This window comes from Brockia lithotrophica, assembly GCF_003633725.1.
GTDB lineage: Bacteria > Bacillota > Bacilli > Thermicanales > DSM-22653 > Brockia > Brockia lithotrophica.
The window spans coordinates 174,551-193,834 of sequence record NZ_RBIJ01000001.1 but is presented as its reverse complement, the minus strand read 5'-3'; the positions used below and the strand labels follow the sequence as shown (position 1 = coordinate 193,834).

The following is a 19,284-nucleotide window of genomic DNA, read 5'->3' as shown; positions in this document are numbered from 1 at the left end:
AGTGCTGACGCCGAGTTTTCGATACATGTTCTTCCGATGGGTCCGGACCGTCCAGACGCTGATGTAAAGTTTCTGGCCAATGGCCTCATCGCTTAGCCCTTCGAGCATAAGGTCGAGAACCTCACGTTCGCGCACCGTAAGCGTCTTCTTCAAGAGACCCGCTCTTTCTCCTTCCTCTTCGCTCTCCGATAAAGTTTCCCGTTCCGCTTCCCCTCCCCCTGCCCAAAGCTCCCGCCCGATCTGCTCCGTCATGTCGATCAGCCAGAGTGCGTAGCCGTACGGATCTCGATCTGTCGAAAAGAAAAGCCCTACATAACCCAGCGGCTCCTTCCCAAACGGTACCGCGACGGTCCACATCCCTTTGAACTGCGGACAGGTGTGAACCGCACCGGCGACGGCACGAATGCGTCCTGAGCGCTTCGCCAGAACAAAAGCGGTGAGGCCATAAGACGCCTCATCGAGCAAATCTCCGGGATTGAATTCCGGAATTGCGCTCAAGGAAGGCGACCGTGCGCTTTCGCCTCCTTGTTCCCCGCCGCTTCCTCCCGGCGTCGGATGCATGTCCGAAACGACGCGGAGATCAAAATCCGTTACGATGAGCCCGACGTCGGGCAAGCACATTCCGAGCGTTTCGTAACGCCGATACCGTCGGCGAAAGCATGCGATGAACGAAAAGAGGCGTCCCGCGTTCGAAACAGGAAAATTCGGCGCCTGGTCCTGCCGACTTCCGCAATGAGGGCGAATGTTCCGCCTGCGAAGATCGCCGAGCACCTCCGCGATCTCCTCATCCACCGCCAGGAAAGCCGGTTCCTGACCCAGGACTCGCTTCTCTGAGAGGCTTTCCACGGTCCTCCCTCCTGCGCCGTTCAATCTCCCGTTTCGTTCACTCGCCTCCTCGACTCCGTCTTCTGCGCTAAGTTTTTGGGTTTGGCGGAATTTACAACCAGGATAGCATGAAAAAAAATGGCCGGTCAACGAGACACTCGGCTTTGGCCATATGGCCAAAACGAAACCTCCAGCGTCCAGCGCCCCAAAACGAACCGGTAGCGTCCAAAAAAGAACCGGCGCCAATTCGCAGGACCTTCCCGAACCGGCGCCAGGTGTGCGAGAGGCCGCAAGAACACAACAACACGACCCGTTTTGGGAGAAAAGCATAGCTCGCAGAAGTGAATGGCGCTTTCCGCCTTCATTCCTCGTGAAGCAGGGTTTCCCCCCGGACCAAAAGCGGAGCCACTAAGACGAGAAGAATACTCAAAATCAGAGAACCGACAATGGCGAAGTACGCCACCCGCACCGGCGACACGTCCGGTCGAAGGGTGATTACCACGAGGCTAATAAGGACGGGCGACGTCGCGATCAATACCACAGGATTCTGGGTAACGAGCATTCCCGTACGGAAGCGAGCCAGCGACGGAAACAGAAGGAGGAACAATACCGAGAGAAGGCCCGCGAGTATGGCGAGGCTCAGCGGCATGAGAAAGGCGCTCTCCCAGTAAGTCGGCTCGGGCATCAGTTGGGTGACCCCCATACCCCAGAGGGTAAAGAAGGAAAGGACGAGGGTCATGAAAGACAGAACCGCCCAGCTCGCTACAGCAAAGCTCAACGAGGCTGTGAACATGGCCAGCACGAGGGTGCGCAGCCGGATAGGCGCTGCCAACAGAAGCTCCATGGTCCCGCGGTTGATCTCGCTGCCGATGATGTTCAGCGGAATATTGGCTGCCGTGAAAGAAGTGAGGAGGGCGAGAAAAAAGGGCCCTTGGATGATGAGAAATGCAGCCGCCCAGGCCACTCGGGAGTCAGGCAAGGAGCCGAAGTAGTGTCTAGAATAAAACTCCAGCGACTGACGCGTCGGCGCTGTAAGCAGGTTGGGTGCGAGGAAAATCGTAAGCACTACAACTACCAACAGGACGCTGAAGAGGAGTGAGCTTTTAAGGAGCGTCCGACCTCCTTCCCGCCACGTCCGCCACACATATGCTCTGAGCACCCTAAAGGCGCCCGGCGGTGAGGGCGTCGAAGAGAGATTCGAGGGGGTTGTCAAGTTCTCTCACCTCCAAGACGGACAATCCAGATGTGACCAAAGCGGACACCGCTCGGGACACCTGTTCCTCCTCAGACACCTCTATGACCCAAAGTCCTCCCTCCAGACGGCTTTCAAGTCCCAATTGGGCAAACACGGGGCGAGGGTCTCCTGTTGTGCGAAAACCAAAACGCCGCAGGCCCATACGTCCCTTCAGATCCTCCACAGAACCTCGCTGGATGATCCGTCCGCGGTGAATGAGGATCACCTCTTCTGCCAGTTCGGCTGCCTCGTACAGGTTGTGGGTGGCCGTTAGGATGAGTTGGCCTTCTCGGGCCAACCCTTGAAGCAGCTGGCGCACGCTGCGCGCCAAGATCGGATCGAGCCCCGTGGTGGGTTCATCCAAAAGAAGCACATTAGGGGTGGCGAGAAGCGCCCGGGCCAGGTTGACCCGGCGCTTCTGACCGCCGCTTAAGGTGCCCGCGGCCTGCATCAAGAACTCCCCCAATTGCAGCTCTTCCACAACTTCGCTCACACGCTGCCGTGCCACATCCTCCGAAAGACCGTACATCTGAGCAAAAAAGAACAGATTGTCGCGTACCGTCAGCGAGGGGTAGAGCGTGTCTCGTTGCGGCACGTAGGCGACTTTGGTACGCACCGAAAGATCACGCGCCAGATCTCTCCCTTCAATGCGCACCTCACCCCGCCATGGCCTCAGAACACCAGCCAGCACCCGAAAAAGGGTGGTCTTACCGGCGCCGTTCGGGCCCAGGAGCACATGAAATCCAGGACCAAGGTTGAGCTCAATTTCATGCAGCACGGTTCGAGATCTGTATCCTACCGTGACCGAGCGGACCTCAAGCATCGGGGAGCATCACCTTCCGTACCGCCACAGCCTTGAGCTGAAGCGGGGTTGTTTTGATAAGGAAGCTTCAGTATCTGCCGTCGTGTGTCGTCCCCGAGCGCTTTGAACACATGTGTTAGAGACATGCCGACCGACCACCTTTAGATCCTTAGGCAACTATCTAAAAACTAAAGCGCAAAATTGCCACCGTCAAGGGGGAAGTAGCCACAAAAATGCGGCCGCTCACCTTGTGAGCCTTTCGTATGCCGGCGAAACTCCCGGTCTGTGAGCGCTTCCGCACATATCGGCTTAATCGTTTGAGATTCCGCACTACAGCCATCAGGAGGGTTTCCCCCTGCATCGCTTCCAAGCCACGGTTTCAATCACGGCTTAAGCCGTACTACTCTTTGCCTTCGGCAAAAAGTCGTTCCATGACGACGCGTCGCGTCCGTTTGGCCCGGTCATGCGGTTGACCATTCTGGCGACACACAATGCTTTGTAGGTCTTTGCCGATTCTGGACCATCGGATCCGCATGGTGATCAGATATGCCTTCTCTCCCTCACCGGATGTTCGGACCGCGCTTCAGGCGTGATGACGGGCCAAAGCGTTCATCCTGACCCAAAAGAGAGAGCGCCCGAAAGCCACCCCCCATCGCGATCCGGGCGGCGCCTTCATGAGTCACGCGTAGGTCGGTCATCTCCTACTTGAAGAAGGGCAGCGGCTGGCGTACAGCCTTCGGAGCCCGAAGGAGAATCCCGCCGACGAATCCTTCCTCTCGCGTTTCAAAGCAGAGCATCGAAAGCTTCTCTTGCAGCAAAGAGCGTCGAAGCCCTCGATGCGCTTTTGACCGAACGGATTCGGACCGATCACGAGCACCGGGTGCATTCAAGCCTTCGGACCAAAACACCCCAAGAAACGCTTAAAGAATCTCTGATTACAAGCAAAGTCTGTATCACATAGGGAGACCGAATAAAATATCTAAATCAAGGGCGTGGTTTCACCTTCCCGAACGATCGTCCGGTGAAAACAGGAGAGCATTTCATCACCACCTTGCGCGGTGTGAATCGTGTCATCACAGATATGCATTTTAGCACCCCATAGAACCCGCAAAATCTTGATACAACATTATCGAGGGTTCCGCATGTGCTTCGGAACTCTCGAATTCTAGCTAAAGTTTCGCCAATAACTCGATTATCAGTTTGAAAATACCATATGAAAGGACGGGGATAATAAAGCTAATGCCTACAATCCACAAAATTGAAATCTTTGATTTTTCGAACTTGCAAAGCGAATAATTGATTAAAAATATAAGAAAAGTGATTAAAGTGAAGACTTTAACAAGAAAAAGAATTGGTGAAGGAGGTGTTGTTGAATCGAAATAAGAGTATATATACATCGTCTCGGCGAAAACAACAATTGGCCCTGTGAGCAGAAATGCGATAAAGTTTAGAACAATACACGCCTTTGAAAAAGACAAAGCATTAACACCACCTTTAGAAAAATGGAAGTTAAGCTAAGCTAGCGACCCAGAAAGTCATCATGGGGGGCGCCAGCTTAGCCCGGTCATCTTCACCTGCAGGGTACTAACTGATTCCCACTGATACGAACCAAAACCCCACTCCTGCGGGCAGCGTCAACCTTGTCGGCCAATTGGGGCTCCGATGCGCTTGGGTTATTCACAGCAATTTCCCGTCCTTTCGCGTTGTTATACAAGTCCATCTGCTTCTCGATCTCAGGTTGATTGGGGTTTTGTTCATGAGCGGTCGCCCACCGGATCGCCCAATCAAGATCTATCCGCTTGACCATCAAGGCGTTCCAGTAAGCGTGGCGAAAGGCATCGGTGCAATCGTTGTGCCCGCTGTACCCAAACCGGCGCGTAGTTTCGCCTATTGCATCTCGAGCTGCTAAATATGCTTTATAGGCCTTCCAAGGGTTCTCCCAGAAGAGCTGCTTTTCCGCATCAGTCAGACCCTTGTAGATGTCATAATACCCTTGAGCAACGACATCTCCAGGATTCTTCCTTGAAGTTCTATCGATGTACCGAAAGAAATCTTGATAGTTGGCCTCGGGGTTTTCTTTTTTGAACTTCTCGGCCTCGCGGACCAGCATCAGAAAGCTTCGGTTATCAATCGCATAGAAGGCATTCTCCATGCTGGTTTTCCCGCCGGACTTCGATGCCGCCAAAGCGAAGCCGTGAAAGTTAAATAAGACCATCACTATTGTTACTGCCGCCAATAGCCCCCGGAATACCTTCACCGAACATCATCCTCCTTTCAATGATTAACACTTTTTCTTCATTTTTCTTCTGTTCAATTATACGTTTTATCCTTAGATAATTTTATATTATTTTCTAATTAACGAATTTTTGTTTAATATTATGCTATAAATGTTCTCCCTGCTGCGTTGTCAGAAGCAGAAAATGGGGTCGCGCAACGGCGGATAGACAATGTACCCCCTTCCTACCCATCATCGACCACCAAAGAAGAACGATCAGTGAAAATCGAACGACTTTCACACTACCTTCACTCCTCCTTTCCTTACCTTCTTAATCTGCCCCTCAAGGTGAGTGAACGTTCTCGATGAACCTTCGTAAATATTACCATATCACGTATGACTACACCTCCTAATCTAACATCAAAGGTGTTCGTGTATTACTGTCTCTTTTTTACTATAGTCAGCGCGATCTGTCTATACCTCAAACGAGGCATTTTTCTTAGCCAGCACCCACCCTTTCATCTTCCCCACTAACTCCCGCAAGGTGCTGACGCCGAGTTTTCGATACATGTTCTTCCGATGGGTCCGGACCGTCCAGACGCTGATGTAAAGTTTCTGGCCAATGGCCTCATCGCTTAGCCCTTCGAGCATAAGGTCGAGAACCTCACGTTCGCGCTCTGTGAGCGTGTTCTCCAAGAAACCCGCTGTTTCTCCTTCTTCTCCGCTCTCCGATAAAGTTCTCCGTTCCGCTTCTCCTCCCCTTACCCAAAGCTCCCGCCCGATCTGCTCCGTCACTTCGATCAGCCAGAGCGCGTAGCCGTGCAGATCTCGATCCGTCGAAAGGAAAAGCCCTACATAACCCAGCGGCTCCTTCCCAAACGGTACCGCGACGGTCCACATCCCTTTGAACTGCGGACAGGTGTGAACCGCACCGGCGACGGCACGAATGCGTCCCGAGCGCTTCGCCAGAACAAAAGCGGTGAGCCCATAAGACGCCTCATCGAGCAAATCTCCGGGCTTGAATTCCGGAATTGCGCTCAAGGAAGACGACAGTGCGCTTTCCCCTCCTTGTTCTCCACCGCTTCCTCTAGGCGCCGGATGCATGACCAAAGCGACGCGGAGATCGGAATCCGTGACGATGAGCCCGACGTCGGGCAAGTACATTCCGAGCGTTTCGTAACGCCGATACCGCCGGCGAAGGCAAGCGACGAACGAAAAGAGGCGTCCCGAGTTCAGAACGGGAACATTCAGCGACCGATCATACCGACTTCCGCAATGAGGGCGAATGTTCCGCCTGCGAAGATCGCCGAGCACCTCCGCGATCTCCTCATCCGCCGCCAGGAACGCAGGTTCCTGGTCGGGGATCCGCTTCTCCGGCGGGCTTTCCACGGTCCTCCCTCCTGCGCCGCCCGATTGTTCGTTTTGTTCGTTTGCCTTCTCGACTTCAACTCCCACGATGAGTTTTTGGGTTCGGTGGAATTCTGGAACAGGATAACCTCGGTGTCAAGGTAACATCGGAACAAATAGCCTGTCAACAGAACCCGCTGTTGATCTGTGTGACAAAAATGACATCGTTCCACCGCCCCAATACGAACCGGTGCCGGTTCGCAGGCCCATTCCGAACCGGCACCAGATGTGCGGAAGACCTCAAAACATCGACGACACGACCTGTCCGGGGAAAATGCAGGCCCCGCAGAAGTTGCTTCCGCCCTCATTCCTCGTAAAGCAGGGTTTCCCCCCGGACCAGTAGCGGGGCCACTAAGACGAGAAGAACACTCAAAATCAAAGAACCGACGATAGCGAAGGACGCCACCCGCACCGGAGACACGTCCGATCGAAGGGTGATAACTAAATATTAAAAATATTGGATACTAGTCATGCCCGTTGGAAACGGGTTACTTTTTCCCCTCATCCCCGTCTGCCTCCCGAAAACTGAAGTACACGTAGGAGGCCACGATCGGAATGAGTCCCATGGAGACGATTCCTACAACGAAGGCGATTGCCGCGGCCCGACCGGGGACAAAGGACAACAAGAGGCAGATGAGACCCCCAAACACCCATACCCGAGCCGCAAGACGATGCGTCCGCCGCCACACCTCTTCGTCCGCCAGCGTCCAGGGAGTGCGGATTCCGACGAAGTAATTGGGTTTGATCTGTCCCATGACATTGCCGGTCACAACGAAAATCAGGCTGAGCACCACTTCCACCCAGCGCCCCACGTCCACCGCATGGCCTAAGGCCGAAGTCATCACAATCCCGTACACCACGACCATGAAAAAGACGAAGCTCCATCGAATCACACGATATGCCCCGAGGAAACGGCCGTAATTGCGGCGGTTGGGATCAATGAGGGGGGTTACAAGCATCAAGAGATAGAGTCCCAGCGTGAGCAACGGAATTTCAAACGCCGCCTCCAACCGTGAACCGTACCTATCTACTTCGCCCTCGAGGTTCCAATGTACGGGCACTCGCTCCGGCAACTGCGGATAGAGAGAAAAGGCAGCAACGAGCATACCTACCAATACGAGCCACACGGGCCATTCTTGCATTACACTTCCATTACACTTCTCCGGGAAAGGTCGTAGGTTTCACTTGGGGCGTCCTTTGCCATGGCCTTTCGCTCCTTTCACTCCCTTTTTCGCCGTTGCCCGTTGCGGGACGCTCCACGTTTACGGCACCTGCGGCAAAGTCCATCGCCCAAGCCACGACCTCTTGAAAGACCGTGGTGTTGAGGGTGTAGTAGATGTTCTGTCCGCGGCGATAGTCCTGAACGAGCTGAGCCTGCTTCAGGACGTTCAGGTGATGGGAAATCGTAGGCCATGAAACGGCAAAGTGCGCCGCGATCTCTCCGGCAGTAAGGTCCCTTGCTCTAAGGAGCTTCAGTATCTGCCGTCGTGTGTCGTCCCCGAGCGCTTTGAACACATGTGTTAGAGACATGCCGACCGACCACCTTTAGATCCTTAGGCAATCATCTAAATGATAGGGCGCAAAACGGCCACCGTCAAGAAGCTCTTTCATGACGGACTCCCCCTTTCCAAGCACGCTCTTAGTGGGAGGAGAAAGCGTAAGGCCGCACGAGCGTTCGAATATCGACGACGCGGCCCATCCGAAGGGCCTTTGCTGGCCGGTGCACACAAGAATACATGTCCTCGGGTATCTCTCCACGTAGGCGACGATTTTCGCTGTGCTCTCACGATCTGGAGCGTTGAACGGTTCGTCATGATTATAATCAAAATTATTATTCGTATTAGACAAAGTAACTAACAATATCTAATATTTTCTCTACTATTTACCCGTTAATAAATACCCAAAATAAACAAATATGGGCCCGCCCAAAAAAGAAATTCCCGCATAGAGAATCGCCGCCGGACGCCGGTTTTGCCACCGGTCGTCGATTTCGAGCATCAAGGCAGAAAACGTCGTATACCCACCGAGAAAGCCCGCGAGAAGAAGCGGCCGAAACGGAGACGGAAGGGGGAGTACGGCATCTAACAAACCGAACGTAAATGCTCCGCTCAAGTTGACGGCGAGGGTTCCCCACGGAAGCGCTGCGCCGCTTGCAAACGCGCGAGTGTTCAACGGTGCGCTCAGCAAATAGCGGAGGATCGCCCCGAAAAATCCGCCGGCAAAGACGAGAAATCCCGCCATCACCGCCGCTCCTCCTTCCTTTCCGCCGTCGGTTGCCCGTACGCCCTAGCGACGAGGCGACGGCCGGCACGCAAGGCCAACCAACCGGCAACGAAGGAGAAGACTCCGTAGCCTATGCCGGCTCTCGGTCCGAGCTGAAGCGCGTCTCCGCTGAAGCCAGAAAAGGTGGTCAGACCGCCCAAAAAACCGGTCCCGTACCAGAGAAAGCGTCGGGCAGACTCCGGCGTCCGATCCCGGAGCACCCACTCAGCCAAAACTCCCAGTCCGAAAGCCCCGGCCAGATTCACAAAGGCTACCGCCGCCGGCTCCCACGCTTTGGGGAGAGCCACTCCGACCATCCAGCGCATGAAGGAACCCACTCCGCCTAAAGTTCCAACCGCAAGAATGTCCCGCCCTCGAAATCGAGGACGGTTCGCACTCCCCATCTACCACTCCCCCTTGTTGCCGCACACCGCATCCGGGATGTCTTGGGAACGAGGTCTCGCATGATGTCAAGCGCGCGGACTCAAGGGGCACGGAGTTTTGGGTTCTTGGGCACCTCCGAACTTACACCCCCGCCTCCCCGAGGACAAAACTCAGAAGGAGAACCACGAGGACGAAGAGGGTGATCCCCGCGTACAACCGGTCTCCCTCGCGGAGGAAGAGAAAAACCGAGGCCGCAACCCGAAGTACGGGTGTGGCGATGAGGAGAACAAGCCCGAGGGCGATGATCGCCGCCGGATTTCCACGCACGCTCTCTCTCAAAAGTTCTCCCGGGGATACGGGGTATGCCGGTGCCGTGGGAGGGGCGTGGAGGACCTGCGAAACGTGAGCGACGGCGAGACCATCGCGAAGGAAAAGGAGAAGAAGTCCAAAGGCGATGACGACGGTGCTCGTGAGTACGCCGATGCGGAGAATGCGGCTTACGGCCACTTCCATCTCGCCGAGCGGTTTCGCGGCCGGCGGATTTTCCTTACCCTGGGCCAAGGAGTTCACCCCCATATCCCACGGGCGAGCATTTCTAGGGCGAGGATGGCGAGGACGGGGACGAAGAGGTAGCGAAGGGCCACCCCGCGAATGCGCACCATGATCCGCGTCCCTAAAAAGGCGCCTACGAGTACCCCCAGGGCCACGGGGGCGGCGACGAACGGCTCGATGTAGCCCCGGAGGAAGTAAATCCCGGCGCTCGCGGCGGCCGTGACGCCGATCATGAAGTTGCTCGTCGCCGAAGAAACCTTGATCGGCAGGCGCATGATGAGGTCCATGGCGAGCACCTTAAAGGCCCCGCTTCCGATGCCGAGAAGCCCGGAAATGAGGCCCGCGCCGAACATCGCGGGAAAGGCGAAGGCGACGTGCGTGGGTTCGTAGGTGACTTCCCGCCCCAGGGCTTGGTCGTAATAACTTCCCCGCAGGCGAAAGCGGCGCGTAAACCCGTCGGGTTCGATAGGCAGTGGGAGCTCTTCCTTTCGCTTTTGAAACATCTGTACGGCAGAATAGAGAAGCACGAGGCCAAAGATCACGAAGAGCCAGCGGGGGTTGACGATCCCGATGAGGAGGGCCCCGGCGATCGCGCCGGTGGTCGTGGCCATCTCCAAAAGCATCCCCACGCGGAGGTTCGTGAGCCGGTCGCGGACGTAGGCGACGGCCGCCCCGCTCGAGGTGGCGATCACGGAGACGATGCTCGCTCCGATGGCGTAGTAGATGTGCACCCCCAAGAAGAGCGTGAGTACGGGCACCATTACAACGCCGCCACCCAACCCCAACAGGGCGCCGACGATTCCCGCGAGAACCGAGGACAAAAACGTGACGAGGACGAAGGCGATGCCGGACATCGGACAGCCTCCCCGAGTTCGGGATCTCTGGCCGAAACGCGGAAGGATCCACTCCGACCCTACAAGGACGAGGAGGAAGCTTTCTCCGAAAGATCTCCGGGAAAAGGACCCGCAGAAACGTACAAAGGGCGTTCCGAGCGCGCTCGGAACGCCCTTATTGTACCAGATCGCTCATTCGAAAACCCCGAAGGCGATCTTTGCCAATGCGGAAAGGCGAGTCTTCATGTCCCACGGGGGCATCCAGACGAGCTCCACTTCGACCCCAGGGAAGAGCCGGAGGGCCTCGAGCGCCTTGCGTGTCTCCGCGAGGATGAGGGGCGTAAAGGGGCACCCCATGGAGGTCATCGTCATCTTGACGTGGAGGACTCCGTCCTCGCGGCGCACGACGTCGTACACGAGTCCGAGGTTGATGATGTCAACCCCGACTTCCGGGTCCACTACCTTGCCCAACGCGTCGAGGATCTTTTCCTTTTCCTCTTCGGATACGCCCACGAAGTTGATGGGCGCGATATCCGTGAGGTCGATCTCGTCGAACTCCACGGGTATCCCTCCTTAACGGTTCCCCAAGGCAGGTCGAACCGTCCCCAAAGCCCCCCGTACGGCAAGCGGCCCGGCATGGTTTAGGCGGCGCAACTCGAGAAGCGGAGCTCAGCAGATCCGCGGAAGCTGCATCCCCAAGAGGCGGAAAATGCGGCGGCGCGAACCGACGGGGCTTCGCAAAAGAAGCTTGCCCTCTTCGCTGCGGCCTACGACGCGCCCGATGATCGTCGCATCGCGCCCTTCCTCGCGCGCGCGCATCGCGGCTAGGGCCTTTTCCGCGTCCGCTTCGGGAACGATGAAGACGACCTTGCCCTCGTTGGCGAGAAACAGCGGATCAAGGCCGAGGATTTCGCACGCACCTTCGACTTCGGGCTTGAGGGGAATCGCTTCTTGGTCGAGTTCGACGATCACGCCGAAATCCTCCGTGATTTCCACGAGGGTTGTGGCGAGGCCGCCGCGCGTCGGGTCGCGCATCACGCGAATCCGGACGCCCGCGTCGCGCACGGCGCGAATCAAAGGGTACAGCGAGGTGCTGTCCGTGGGGAGATCCGTCGCGACGCCGAGCTCACCCCGCGCCGCGAGGATGGCCACGCCGTGGTCGCCGATGGTGCCGTTGACGATGACCACGTCGCCTTCCTCGATGTCTTCCGGGTGCAGCTCCCATCCCGGGTGAACCACGCCGACGCCGGAGGTGTTGATGAAGATCTTGTCGGCGCTCCCCTTCTCCACGACCTTCGTATCTCCCGTAATGATGCGCACGCCCGTCTTGGACGCCTCTTCGGCCATGGAGGCCACGATCCGCTCGAGGTCGTCGAAGGAGAGGCCCTCTTCGAGGACGAAGCCCGCCGAGAGGTAAAGGGGCTCCGCTCCGCTTACGGCGAGGTCGTTTACCGTGCCGGCAACGGCGAGCTTGCCGATGTTCCCGCCGGAAAAGAAGGGCGGCTTTACGGTAAACGTGTCCGTCGTAAAGGCGATGCGCGAGCCGGGGAGGTCGAGAACGGCGGCGTCGAATTTCGCCTCTTCGGCGTGGCCGAAGTACTTCACGAAGAGATCACGGATGAGCTCGTGCGTCATTTCGCCGCCTTCGCCGTGTTCGATGCTAATGTGCCTGGCCATGCCCTGCCCTCCTTTGGCCTCATCGTCAACCCTTGCGAGACCTTTTCGTGGGGACTCCCGGACGACGTTCGGGGGATCACTGGCGGAGGTACTTGTAGTGTGCCGCACACGCGCCTTCCGAGGAAACCATGCACGGTCCGATCGGGTGGGCGGGCGTGCACGCCTTTCCGAAGAGCGGGCATTCTTCGGGTTCGATGAGTCCGCGGATGACCTCGCCGCAGCGGCACGCCGTCGGCTTCGGCTTGCCTACGGTCACGGGGAATCGCTTCTTGGCGTCGAAGTGGGCGTATTCGGGACGGAAGTCCATGCCGCTCTTGGGGATCACGTCGATCTCCCGCCACGCCATGTCCACGGGCATGAAGTACTTCTCCGCGAGTTTCCAAGCACCGGGGTTCCCCTCTTCTCGGACGACGTACGGGTAGTTGTTCACGATCTCCGCCTTGCCCTTGAGGACGAGGTCGAGGAGGATGTAGAGCGAGCTCAGGATTTCGTTCATCTCGAAACCGGAGATCACGCCGTTTACGCCGTATTCTTCGGCGAGCCAGAGAAAGCCCTTGCGTCCGAGGATGGTGGCCACGTGTCCCGGGAGGATAAAGGCATCGATGCGCGTCTCTCCGGTGTCCAAGAGGTAGCGCATGATGGGTTCCACGAGCTTCCCCGACATCCACATGGAGAAGTTTTCGAGACCCAAGGTTTCCGCCTCGTATACCGCCGCGGCGAGCACGGGAATCGTCGTCTCGAAGCCTACGCCGAGAAAGATCACCTGCTTATCCGGGTTCTTTTGGGCGATTTCCACGGCGTCGGAGGGGGAGTACACCACGCGTACGTCCGCCCGCCCTTCCGCCTTGGCCTTCATGAGCGAGCCGCGCGAACCGGGGACGCGGAGCATGTCTCCGAACGTCGTGATGATCCGGTCCTCGCCGTCCGCGAGGGCGATCATCGCGTCGATCTCCTGCTGGTCCGTAACGCACACGGGGCACCCCGGTCCGGAGACGAGCTTGAGCACGTCGCGCAGGGCGTACTTAATCCCGAATTCGGCAAGGGCGTGCGTGTGCGAGCCGCAAACCTCCATGAACGACGCTGGACGTCCGTGCACCTCGACGAACTTTTCCGCCAACCGCCGGACTTCGCGCAAGAGCTCCCGGGCAAGGGCCGGATCTTTCGTCCTCTCGATCGCCTGGGCGATGCGGTCTTCGGCGTGCACCTGGGTTTCCATCCGCCTTCCCCCCGTCTCTTTTCTTACTCACCAGAAGGCCGAATTCAGCGGTCGGTCGGATCGATGACGCCCTGCTCCCGAAGCTCATTGATGAGCTTCCACGCCTCGATGCTCTCGAGGGCAAACTGCTCGTCGATGACCTGCAGCGCCTTCCCCGCATGCACGAGCACCCAGTCCCCCACTTCTACGTCCGGCGTGAGGAGGATGCCGATCTTAAGCCGCGAACCCATGACGTCGACAATCGCCGTGTACTCGTCGCGTTCGAGGATTTTCCCGGGTACCCCAACGCACATGATCTCTACCCCCCTTGGTATCGTGCAACGAACACCTGTCCGGCGGAAAGGCCGCCGTCGCCGGCGGGCAAGACGCGGTGGGTGAAGACCTCGAATCCCGAAGATTCGAGGGCGAGCTTGAGCTTTCTCCGCAGCGTAGGGTTGTGGAAGCACCCCCCGGAGAGGACCACGCGCCGCGTACGTTCGGGGTGCGCGGCGGCATCCCGAACGACGACTTCTTTTAAGGCGCGCACGATCGCCGCGTGGAACTTCCCGGCGATCTCCTTAGGCGGCACGCCCCCGGCGAAGTCGCGGAGGATTTCCTCAAAGAGCGGCGCCGGATCCAGCAGGAAACCTTCCGCGTTCTCGCGCACGGCGAAGGTGTACGGCGGAAATTCCTCCTCCGGCCGGATGAGTTCCGAAAGGACGATGGCCGGCTCTCCGTCGTAGGCGGACTCCTCGACGAGTCCGAGGAGGGCGCTCACGGCGTCGAAGAGACGGCCACACGTCCCCGCCAGAGGCACGCCCCTCCCCCCCGCGGCGAGAAAACGGAGGAGGGCGCGGGCGGTCTCGAAGCGTTCCGGAAGGTGGCGGCGGAAGATGCCTTCGGCCCGCTTCGCCCCGAAGAACCCGTAGAGCATCCCGAGGAGCGTCCGCCAAGGTTCGCGCACAGCGCGATCTCCGCCGGGGAGCGGTGCGTAGCGCAGGTGCGCGATGCGGCGAAAGCGCGCGTAGCCACCGTAGAGCACCTCGAACCCCCAAATCGCCCCGTCCGTACCGTACCCCGTCCCGTCGAGGATGAGCCCGTAGACTTCCCCGTCGAGGTGGTGTTCTCCCATCGCTGCGGCGAGGTGCGCGTGGTGGTGCTGTACGGGGACGATCTCTGCCTCAGGAAACCGCCTGCGGAGATCTTGGGCGAGCCGGCGCGTCGTAAAGAGCGGGTGCATGTCCACGGCGATGCGCGTCAGCCGAATCCCCATCCAGCGGAAGAGGTGTTCGAACTCCCGCAGGTAGTGCTCTTCGACCTCCACGGCGCCCATGTCGCCGATGTGCGGCCCGACAAAGAGCTGCCGGTGGCGTCCGAAGGCAAACGTGTTCTTTTCCTCGGAGCCCATCCCGACGATGCCGTGAACGTCCACGTGGGTGAAGATCGGCTCGGGCACAAACCCGCGGGAGCGGCGTAGAAGGTCCACGTCCCCTCCCACCACGCGGAGCACGGAGTCGTCCAACGGGTGGACGATCGGGCGGTTGTGTAGGAGGAAGGCGTCGGCGATCCCCCGCAGGTAGTCGTACGCCTCTTCATTCCGGTAGAGGATGGGGAGGCCGGAGGGATTGGCGCTCGTCATCACGAGGTACGGGGGAGCGCCCTCTTCGAGGAGGAGGTGGTGCAGAGGCGAGTAGGGGAGCATGATGCCCACGGTAGCGAGTCGCGGGGCCACGGACGGCGCGAGGGGCGAGTCCGGCCGCTGCCACGCGATCACGATCGGCGCCTCCGCGGACGTGAGCCAGGACTCCTCTTCGGGGGTCAGTTCCGCCACGCGCCGAGCGTGTGCGAGGTCGCGTACCATGACCGCGAGCGGTTTCCGCGGGCGGTGTTTGCGGGCGCGGAGAAGTTGTACGACGTCCTCCCGCGTGGCGTCGCAGGCGAGGTGAAATCCCCCGATGCCCTTTACGGCGACGATCTTGCCTTCCCGAAGGAGCTCCTGCGCGCGCAGTACGGGATCTCCGGAAAGGGGCCGACCGTCGGCATCCGTGAGGATGAGCGACGGTCCGCAGACGGCGCAGGCGGTGGTCTCAGCGTGGTAGCGGCGGTCGGCGGGATCCTCGTACTCGCGGCGGCAATCCTCGCACAGCGGGAAGAGCCGCATCGTCGTGCGCTCGCGGTCGTACGGAAGCGACTCGATGATCGTGTAGCGCGGCCCGCACTGCGTGCAGCTGATGAACGGGTAGCGGTACCGGCGGTTCGTGGGGTCGCGCATCTCCCGCAGGCAGTCTTCGCAGACGGCCATGTCCACGGGGATCACGAGGTGCGATTCGCCTTCAGGATCGCTCGGGAGGATGCGAAACTCCCGTTCTCCACGCGGTTCCGCATCTTCTACGCGGTACTCGTAGATCCGCGCCGCACGCGGCTTTTCCTCTGGAAGGGCGTCCACGAAGCCCTGCACCGCTTCTGGAGACCCCTCCGCGTAGACGAACACGCCGTCCATGTTGTTTTGAACGCTGCCGAACACGCCGAACCGGTCGGCGAGGCGGGCGACGAAGGGACGAAACCCGACCCCCTGTACGCGTCCGCGGATCGTGATCCGAACAGCGACCCTCTCCCCCTCCGGCCGCGGGGAGGCGCCCATGCCGGATGCGGGAACGCCGCTGCGCTTTACGCCACCATCTGCTTCCAAGCCGCGTACACCTCGTCAATCCAAGCGTACCACTGGTCGAGGTTCGTCCCGTCCTTTGTGGAAATCGGGATGAGCCGCGAGTCCGGGTTGATCGTCCGGAGGTCTTCGACGGCCTGCTCGACGCTGAATTCGAAGTACGGCAAAAGGTCGATCTTGTTGAGAAGGACGAGCTCCGTCTTGAGGAACATCACGGGGTACTTGAGGATCTTGTCGTTGCCTTCGGGGACGCTGAGAAGGGCGACGCGGTGGCGTTCGCCGAGGTCGTAGTTTGCCGGGCAGATCAGGTTCCCCACGTTCTCGATGAACACGATGTCGAACTGGGAGAGGTCAAACTGCGGAAGCACCTTGGCCACCATGCGGGCGTCGAGGTGGCAGACCCCCTGCGTGTTGATCTGGATCGCCTTTGCTCCGGCCGCGCGAATTCGGTCCGCGTCCTTCTGCGTCGCGAGGTCGCCTTCGATCACGCCGATTCGGTACTTCGGCGCAAGCGCTTTCACGGTGTGCTCGAGAAGGGTGGTCTTGCCCGACCCCGGGGCGCTCATGATGTTGATCGTGAGGACCCCGTACTTGCGAAAGAGCTCCCGGTTGTGCGCCGCCGCCTTGTTGTTGCTCGCGAGGGCGTCCTCGGAAAGGACGATGCGCTCCACTCCGATCAACTCCCTTCGTAGGAGAGAACTTTGAGGGTTTCCCCGGAGATGATCTTGCCGCCCGGCATGCCGCAGTTCGGGCAGAGGGCGACGCGGTTGTCCGGGGTGTACTCGTGCCCGCAAAAGACGCACTTCGCCCGCGCTTCCTCGCGGATGATCACGAGCTCGGAAGACTCGTCCAGGATGGGCGACTTCATCGCCTTGTGGATCTCGAAGGCCATCTCGAGGGCGTCCGGCATGGCATTGGACAGATCGCCGACGATGAGTTCGATCTTGAGCACCTTGCTGAGCCCCCGAACCTTCATGTCCTCGGCGATGAGGTTGAGAATGTCGCCCATGAGTGCGACCTCATGGCTCATCGACCTTCACCCCAATGCGGGCCCCCTCGTCGTCCCGACGAAAGCGCACCCAAAGAGGCGCGAGGGTTCCCCCGTTGTCTAGTATACGGTATTCCGTCCGACAACGCAGGCAGCGAAGTGCACGGGCGTAGGGGATGTGGGTGAGGAGTCCGCCGCACGTGGGGCAGCGGTTCCGGAGCGCGCGTTCGTTCCCATCCCGATCTTTGACGACGAAGAAGGCGTCGTTTCCAGCAAAGACGAGCTCGGCTTCCCCCGGCTCGAGATTCCGAACGCGTACGGGAAACCAGAGCACACCTTCTACCGCCTCCGAAACCTCTTCGAGGCGCTCGGCGTACTCTTCCGCTAGAGGGGCGGCAACCTCCCGTACAAACCCGAAAAGCTCTTCCTTGAGGCTCTTCCAAAACTCCCGCCGCTCCACCGTTCTCACCCCCCGAGGGGTTCCCCTCTGCGGGCAAAGACCTGCCACGACGTGCTGGATCCCGAGTGGCGCGCTGCTAGGTTTCCCGCCGCGGGCAAAGACTTGCCGTACGGCATGCCGCCGGTCGAGGCGGCGGCTCGGGTTCCCTTACGCGGACGAAAGACCGTCCACTTCCCTTCCGAGCCGCGGTCCTCTGCCGCCCCCGGACGTCGGGAGGTAACGGTCCTTCCGCCCGTCTTTAAGAGGGAGGGTGTATGTCTTCCTTCGCCCGCTCGGCGGATTCCTCCCCGAGTTCCTCCCGTACCCATTTTTCCACCAGGCCGAGGACGGCTTCGACGACCTCGGGCAGCTTCGCCCGAACGGTGTCCGTAAGTTCGAGACCTACTTCCAAGGAGGCCGGCTGAACGCCCACAAGGGCCACGCGCTTGGGAAGTCGGCCACGAATCTTGGCACCAAAGAGGATCTCCGGAAGTCCAATCTCGTGGGCGGAGAGGCGCACCCCGTAGTACACAGGGATGTTTTCCTCGCCTTCGATCACGAGCACGGTACCGGGCGGCTTTTTGGCTTCGACGGCGTCGACGACGATCAAGTTTTCCGCATCTTCGACGGGAACGATGAGCCGAAGGCCGTCCGTTCCCCCTTCGACGATGTCGACGGTGAGGTCCTTGCGTTTGCCGTACGCGGCACGAAGCGCCTCTTCCAGAAGCGGGAGGACGTGCATCCCCACCCCTTCGTCGCTGAAAAGCGTGTTCCCCAGCCCCAGCACGGTGATGTGCACAGGAGCATCCCCCCGAACTAGCCGGCGATGAAAAGCGCCGCGAGGCCCGCGTAGCCCCCGCGGCGCTGCTTCCGCATCTTTTCAAATCCCTCAGACGGCAGGTCCCCCTGCCGGAACCGCCTCGAAGAACCGGCGAACCTTCGAGGCGATCAGTCGCTCTTCTTGGCGAGTTCTTCCCGCACGGCTTCTTCGGGGGCGACCTTGTAGCCCGTAAAGATGGAGCTCAACGTCCCGCTCTTCTCGAGGACATCGTCGCGGATGGCCATGTACACGTGGACGACTACAAAGATCATGATGAGCCAGGCGACGATGCGGTGCCACGACCGAACCATGAAGCTCGGCCCGAAGATCCACGGCACCCAGGCGAAGAGCTTACCCCAGAAGCTCTCGGGTTGCGGTTCAAAGAGCATGTAGAACCCCGTCAGCACCATTATAAGGGACATGATCCCCAGGAGCCAGTAACTAAACATCGCCAAGGGGTTGTGCCCCACGTAGTGCTGCTTTTTGTTTGGCAGGAACAGGTAGAACTTGAGGGTCTCCCACATGCCCTTCCAGAAGTCTTTCCTAAACGGATGCTCAGCTGCGTAGCGGTTCCCCCAGATGAGCCAGTACAACCGGCCAATCCATCCCAGGGTGAAGATGAACGCCGTGATGAAGTGGATGTCCCGCGCCCACCCCATGAAGAAGTTCGACGCTTCCGTAGCCTCGATGGGGATGGGCTGGACGAACGGATTGCCGATGTACACGCCGGTCACGAAGAGCGTGAAAATCGCCAGAGCGTTGACCCAGTGCCACACCCGAACGGGGAGCTCCCAGACGTAAACCTTGACCGTACCGGGCGACACGCGTTCCACCTTGGGGACGCGGTCGACGAGCTTCCCACTCGGGGCGGCTACCTGCGCGGATCCGCTCCCTCCCGACGTCCGCGCCATGTGCTCGCCTCCCCTCTCCACAAATTCCATATCCGCCAAACCCTCCCGCGGGGGAACCCCCAGGGTGCATCGCGC

21 protein-coding genes are annotated in these 19,284 nt (G+C 59.2%); all 21 read right to left on the bottom strand.

The annotated features are described in order from the left end of the window. Window positions 1–1,071: helix-turn-helix domain-containing protein (locus C7438_RS09200; protein WP_211321998.1), on the bottom strand; the 1,071-nt coding region annotated here is incomplete at its 3' end. 115 nt (window positions 1,072–1,186) lie between these two features. Continuing rightward, entirely contained in the window at window positions 1,187–1,984 is a 798-nt protein-coding gene (locus tag C7438_RS00875) for a hypothetical protein (protein WP_121443472.1), read from the bottom strand. Window position 1,985: 1 nt separating this feature from the next. After that, on the bottom strand, window positions 1,986–2,882 hold the full coding sequence (gene ccmA / locus C7438_RS00870) for a heme ABC exporter ATP-binding protein CcmA (protein WP_121443471.1): 897 nt from the start codon (window positions 2,880–2,882) through the stop codon (window positions 1,986–1,988). A 1,549-nt stretch (window positions 2,883–4,431) separates the two neighbouring features. After that, on the bottom strand, window positions 4,432–5,118 hold the full coding sequence (locus C7438_RS00865) for a DUF6973 domain-containing protein (RefSeq protein ID WP_121443470.1): 687 nt from the start codon (window positions 5,116–5,118) through the stop codon (window positions 4,432–4,434). A 432-nt stretch (window positions 5,119–5,550) separates the two neighbouring features. Then, window positions 5,551–6,084 carry a helix-turn-helix domain-containing protein gene (locus C7438_RS00860; protein WP_211321997.1) on the bottom strand — a complete coding sequence of 178 codons (534 nt, stop codon included), beginning with the start codon at window positions 6,082–6,084 and terminating at the stop codon, window positions 5,551–5,553. A gap of 887 nt (window positions 6,085–6,971) precedes the next feature. Then, entirely contained in the window at window positions 6,972–7,610 is a 639-nt protein-coding gene (locus tag C7438_RS00855) for an SdpI family protein (RefSeq protein ID WP_211321996.1), read from the bottom strand. 25 nt (window positions 7,611–7,635) lie between these two features. Further along, on the bottom strand, window positions 7,636–8,013 hold the full coding sequence (locus C7438_RS00850; protein WP_121443468.1) for an autorepressor SdpR family transcription factor: 378 nt from the start codon (window positions 8,011–8,013) through the stop codon (window positions 7,636–7,638). Between the two features lie 348 nt (window positions 8,014–8,361). Continuing rightward, window positions 8,362–8,724, bottom strand: a complete 363-nt coding sequence (locus C7438_RS00845; RefSeq protein WP_245956464.1) for a fluoride efflux transporter FluC — start codon at window positions 8,722–8,724, stop codon at window positions 8,362–8,364. Then, window positions 8,724–9,149 (bottom strand): fluoride efflux transporter FluC, encoded by a 426-nt coding sequence (locus tag C7438_RS00840; protein ID WP_121443466.1) that lies wholly within the window; start codon window positions 9,147–9,149, stop codon window positions 8,724–8,726. The genes C7438_RS00845 and C7438_RS00840 overlap by 1 nt, the downstream gene beginning before the upstream one ends. A 121-nt stretch (window positions 9,150–9,270) precedes the next feature. Next, window positions 9,271–9,690, bottom strand: coding sequence for a DUF1634 domain-containing protein (locus C7438_RS00835; protein ID WP_211321995.1), 420 nt, complete (start codon window positions 9,688–9,690; stop codon window positions 9,271–9,273). A gap of 5 nt (window positions 9,691–9,695) precedes the next feature. Further along, window positions 9,696–10,535: a sulfite exporter TauE/SafE family protein gene (locus C7438_RS00830; protein WP_121443464.1), complete on the bottom strand. Its 840-nt coding sequence runs from the start codon at window positions 10,533–10,535 to the stop codon at window positions 9,696–9,698. A 171-nt stretch (window positions 10,536–10,706) separates the two neighbouring features. Next, complete coding sequence (locus C7438_RS00825; RefSeq protein ID WP_211321994.1) at window positions 10,707–11,075, bottom strand: metal-sulfur cluster assembly factor; 369 nt, start codon at window positions 11,073–11,075, stop codon at window positions 10,707–10,709. 108 nt (window positions 11,076–11,183) lie between these two features. Continuing rightward, window positions 11,184–12,191, bottom strand: coding sequence for a hydrogenase expression/formation protein HypE (gene hypE, locus C7438_RS00820; protein ID WP_121443463.1), 1,008 nt, complete (start codon window positions 12,189–12,191; stop codon window positions 11,184–11,186). 76 nt (window positions 12,192–12,267) lie between these two features. Continuing rightward, window positions 12,268–13,407, bottom strand: coding sequence for a hydrogenase formation protein HypD (hypD, locus tag C7438_RS00815; protein WP_121443462.1), 1,140 nt, complete (start codon window positions 13,405–13,407; stop codon window positions 12,268–12,270). Window positions 13,408–13,451: 44 nt separating this feature from the next. Next, a complete protein-coding gene (locus C7438_RS00810; RefSeq protein ID WP_121443461.1) occupies window positions 13,452–13,700 on the bottom strand; it encodes a HypC/HybG/HupF family hydrogenase formation chaperone in 249 nt (82 codons plus the stop codon). A 5-nt stretch (window positions 13,701–13,705) separates the two neighbouring features. Next, window positions 13,706–16,075 (bottom strand): carbamoyltransferase HypF, encoded by a 2,370-nt coding sequence (gene hypF / locus C7438_RS00805; protein ID WP_211321993.1) that lies wholly within the window; start codon window positions 16,073–16,075, stop codon window positions 13,706–13,708. Further along, the gene (gene hypB, locus C7438_RS00800; protein ID WP_121443460.1) at window positions 16,054–16,722 is read right to left on the bottom strand and encodes a hydrogenase nickel incorporation protein HypB; all 669 of its coding nucleotides are present in this window, start codon (window positions 16,720–16,722) and stop codon (window positions 16,054–16,056) included. Before hypB ends, hypF begins: the two co-directional genes overlap by 22 nt. A 5-nt stretch (window positions 16,723–16,727) precedes the next feature. Further along, window positions 16,728–17,081 (bottom strand): hydrogenase maturation nickel metallochaperone HypA/HybF, encoded by a 354-nt coding sequence (locus C7438_RS00795; RefSeq protein ID WP_121443459.1) that lies wholly within the window; start codon window positions 17,079–17,081, stop codon window positions 16,728–16,730. Next, complete coding sequence (locus tag C7438_RS00790; RefSeq protein ID WP_121443458.1) at window positions 17,071–17,499, bottom strand: hypothetical protein; 429 nt, start codon at window positions 17,497–17,499, stop codon at window positions 17,071–17,073. Before C7438_RS00790 ends, C7438_RS00795 begins: the two co-directional genes overlap by 11 nt. 238 nt (window positions 17,500–17,737) lie before the next feature. Next, the gene (locus tag C7438_RS00785) at window positions 17,738–18,277 is read right to left on the bottom strand and encodes a HyaD/HybD family hydrogenase maturation endopeptidase (protein WP_211321992.1); all 540 of its coding nucleotides are present in this window, start codon (window positions 18,275–18,277) and stop codon (window positions 17,738–17,740) included. 149 nt (window positions 18,278–18,426) lie between these two features. Beyond that, window positions 18,427–19,209 (bottom strand): Ni/Fe-hydrogenase, b-type cytochrome subunit, encoded by a 783-nt coding sequence (gene cybH, locus C7438_RS00780; protein ID WP_121444013.1) that lies wholly within the window; start codon window positions 19,207–19,209, stop codon window positions 18,427–18,429. Window positions 19,210–19,284: the final 75 nt, after the last annotated feature.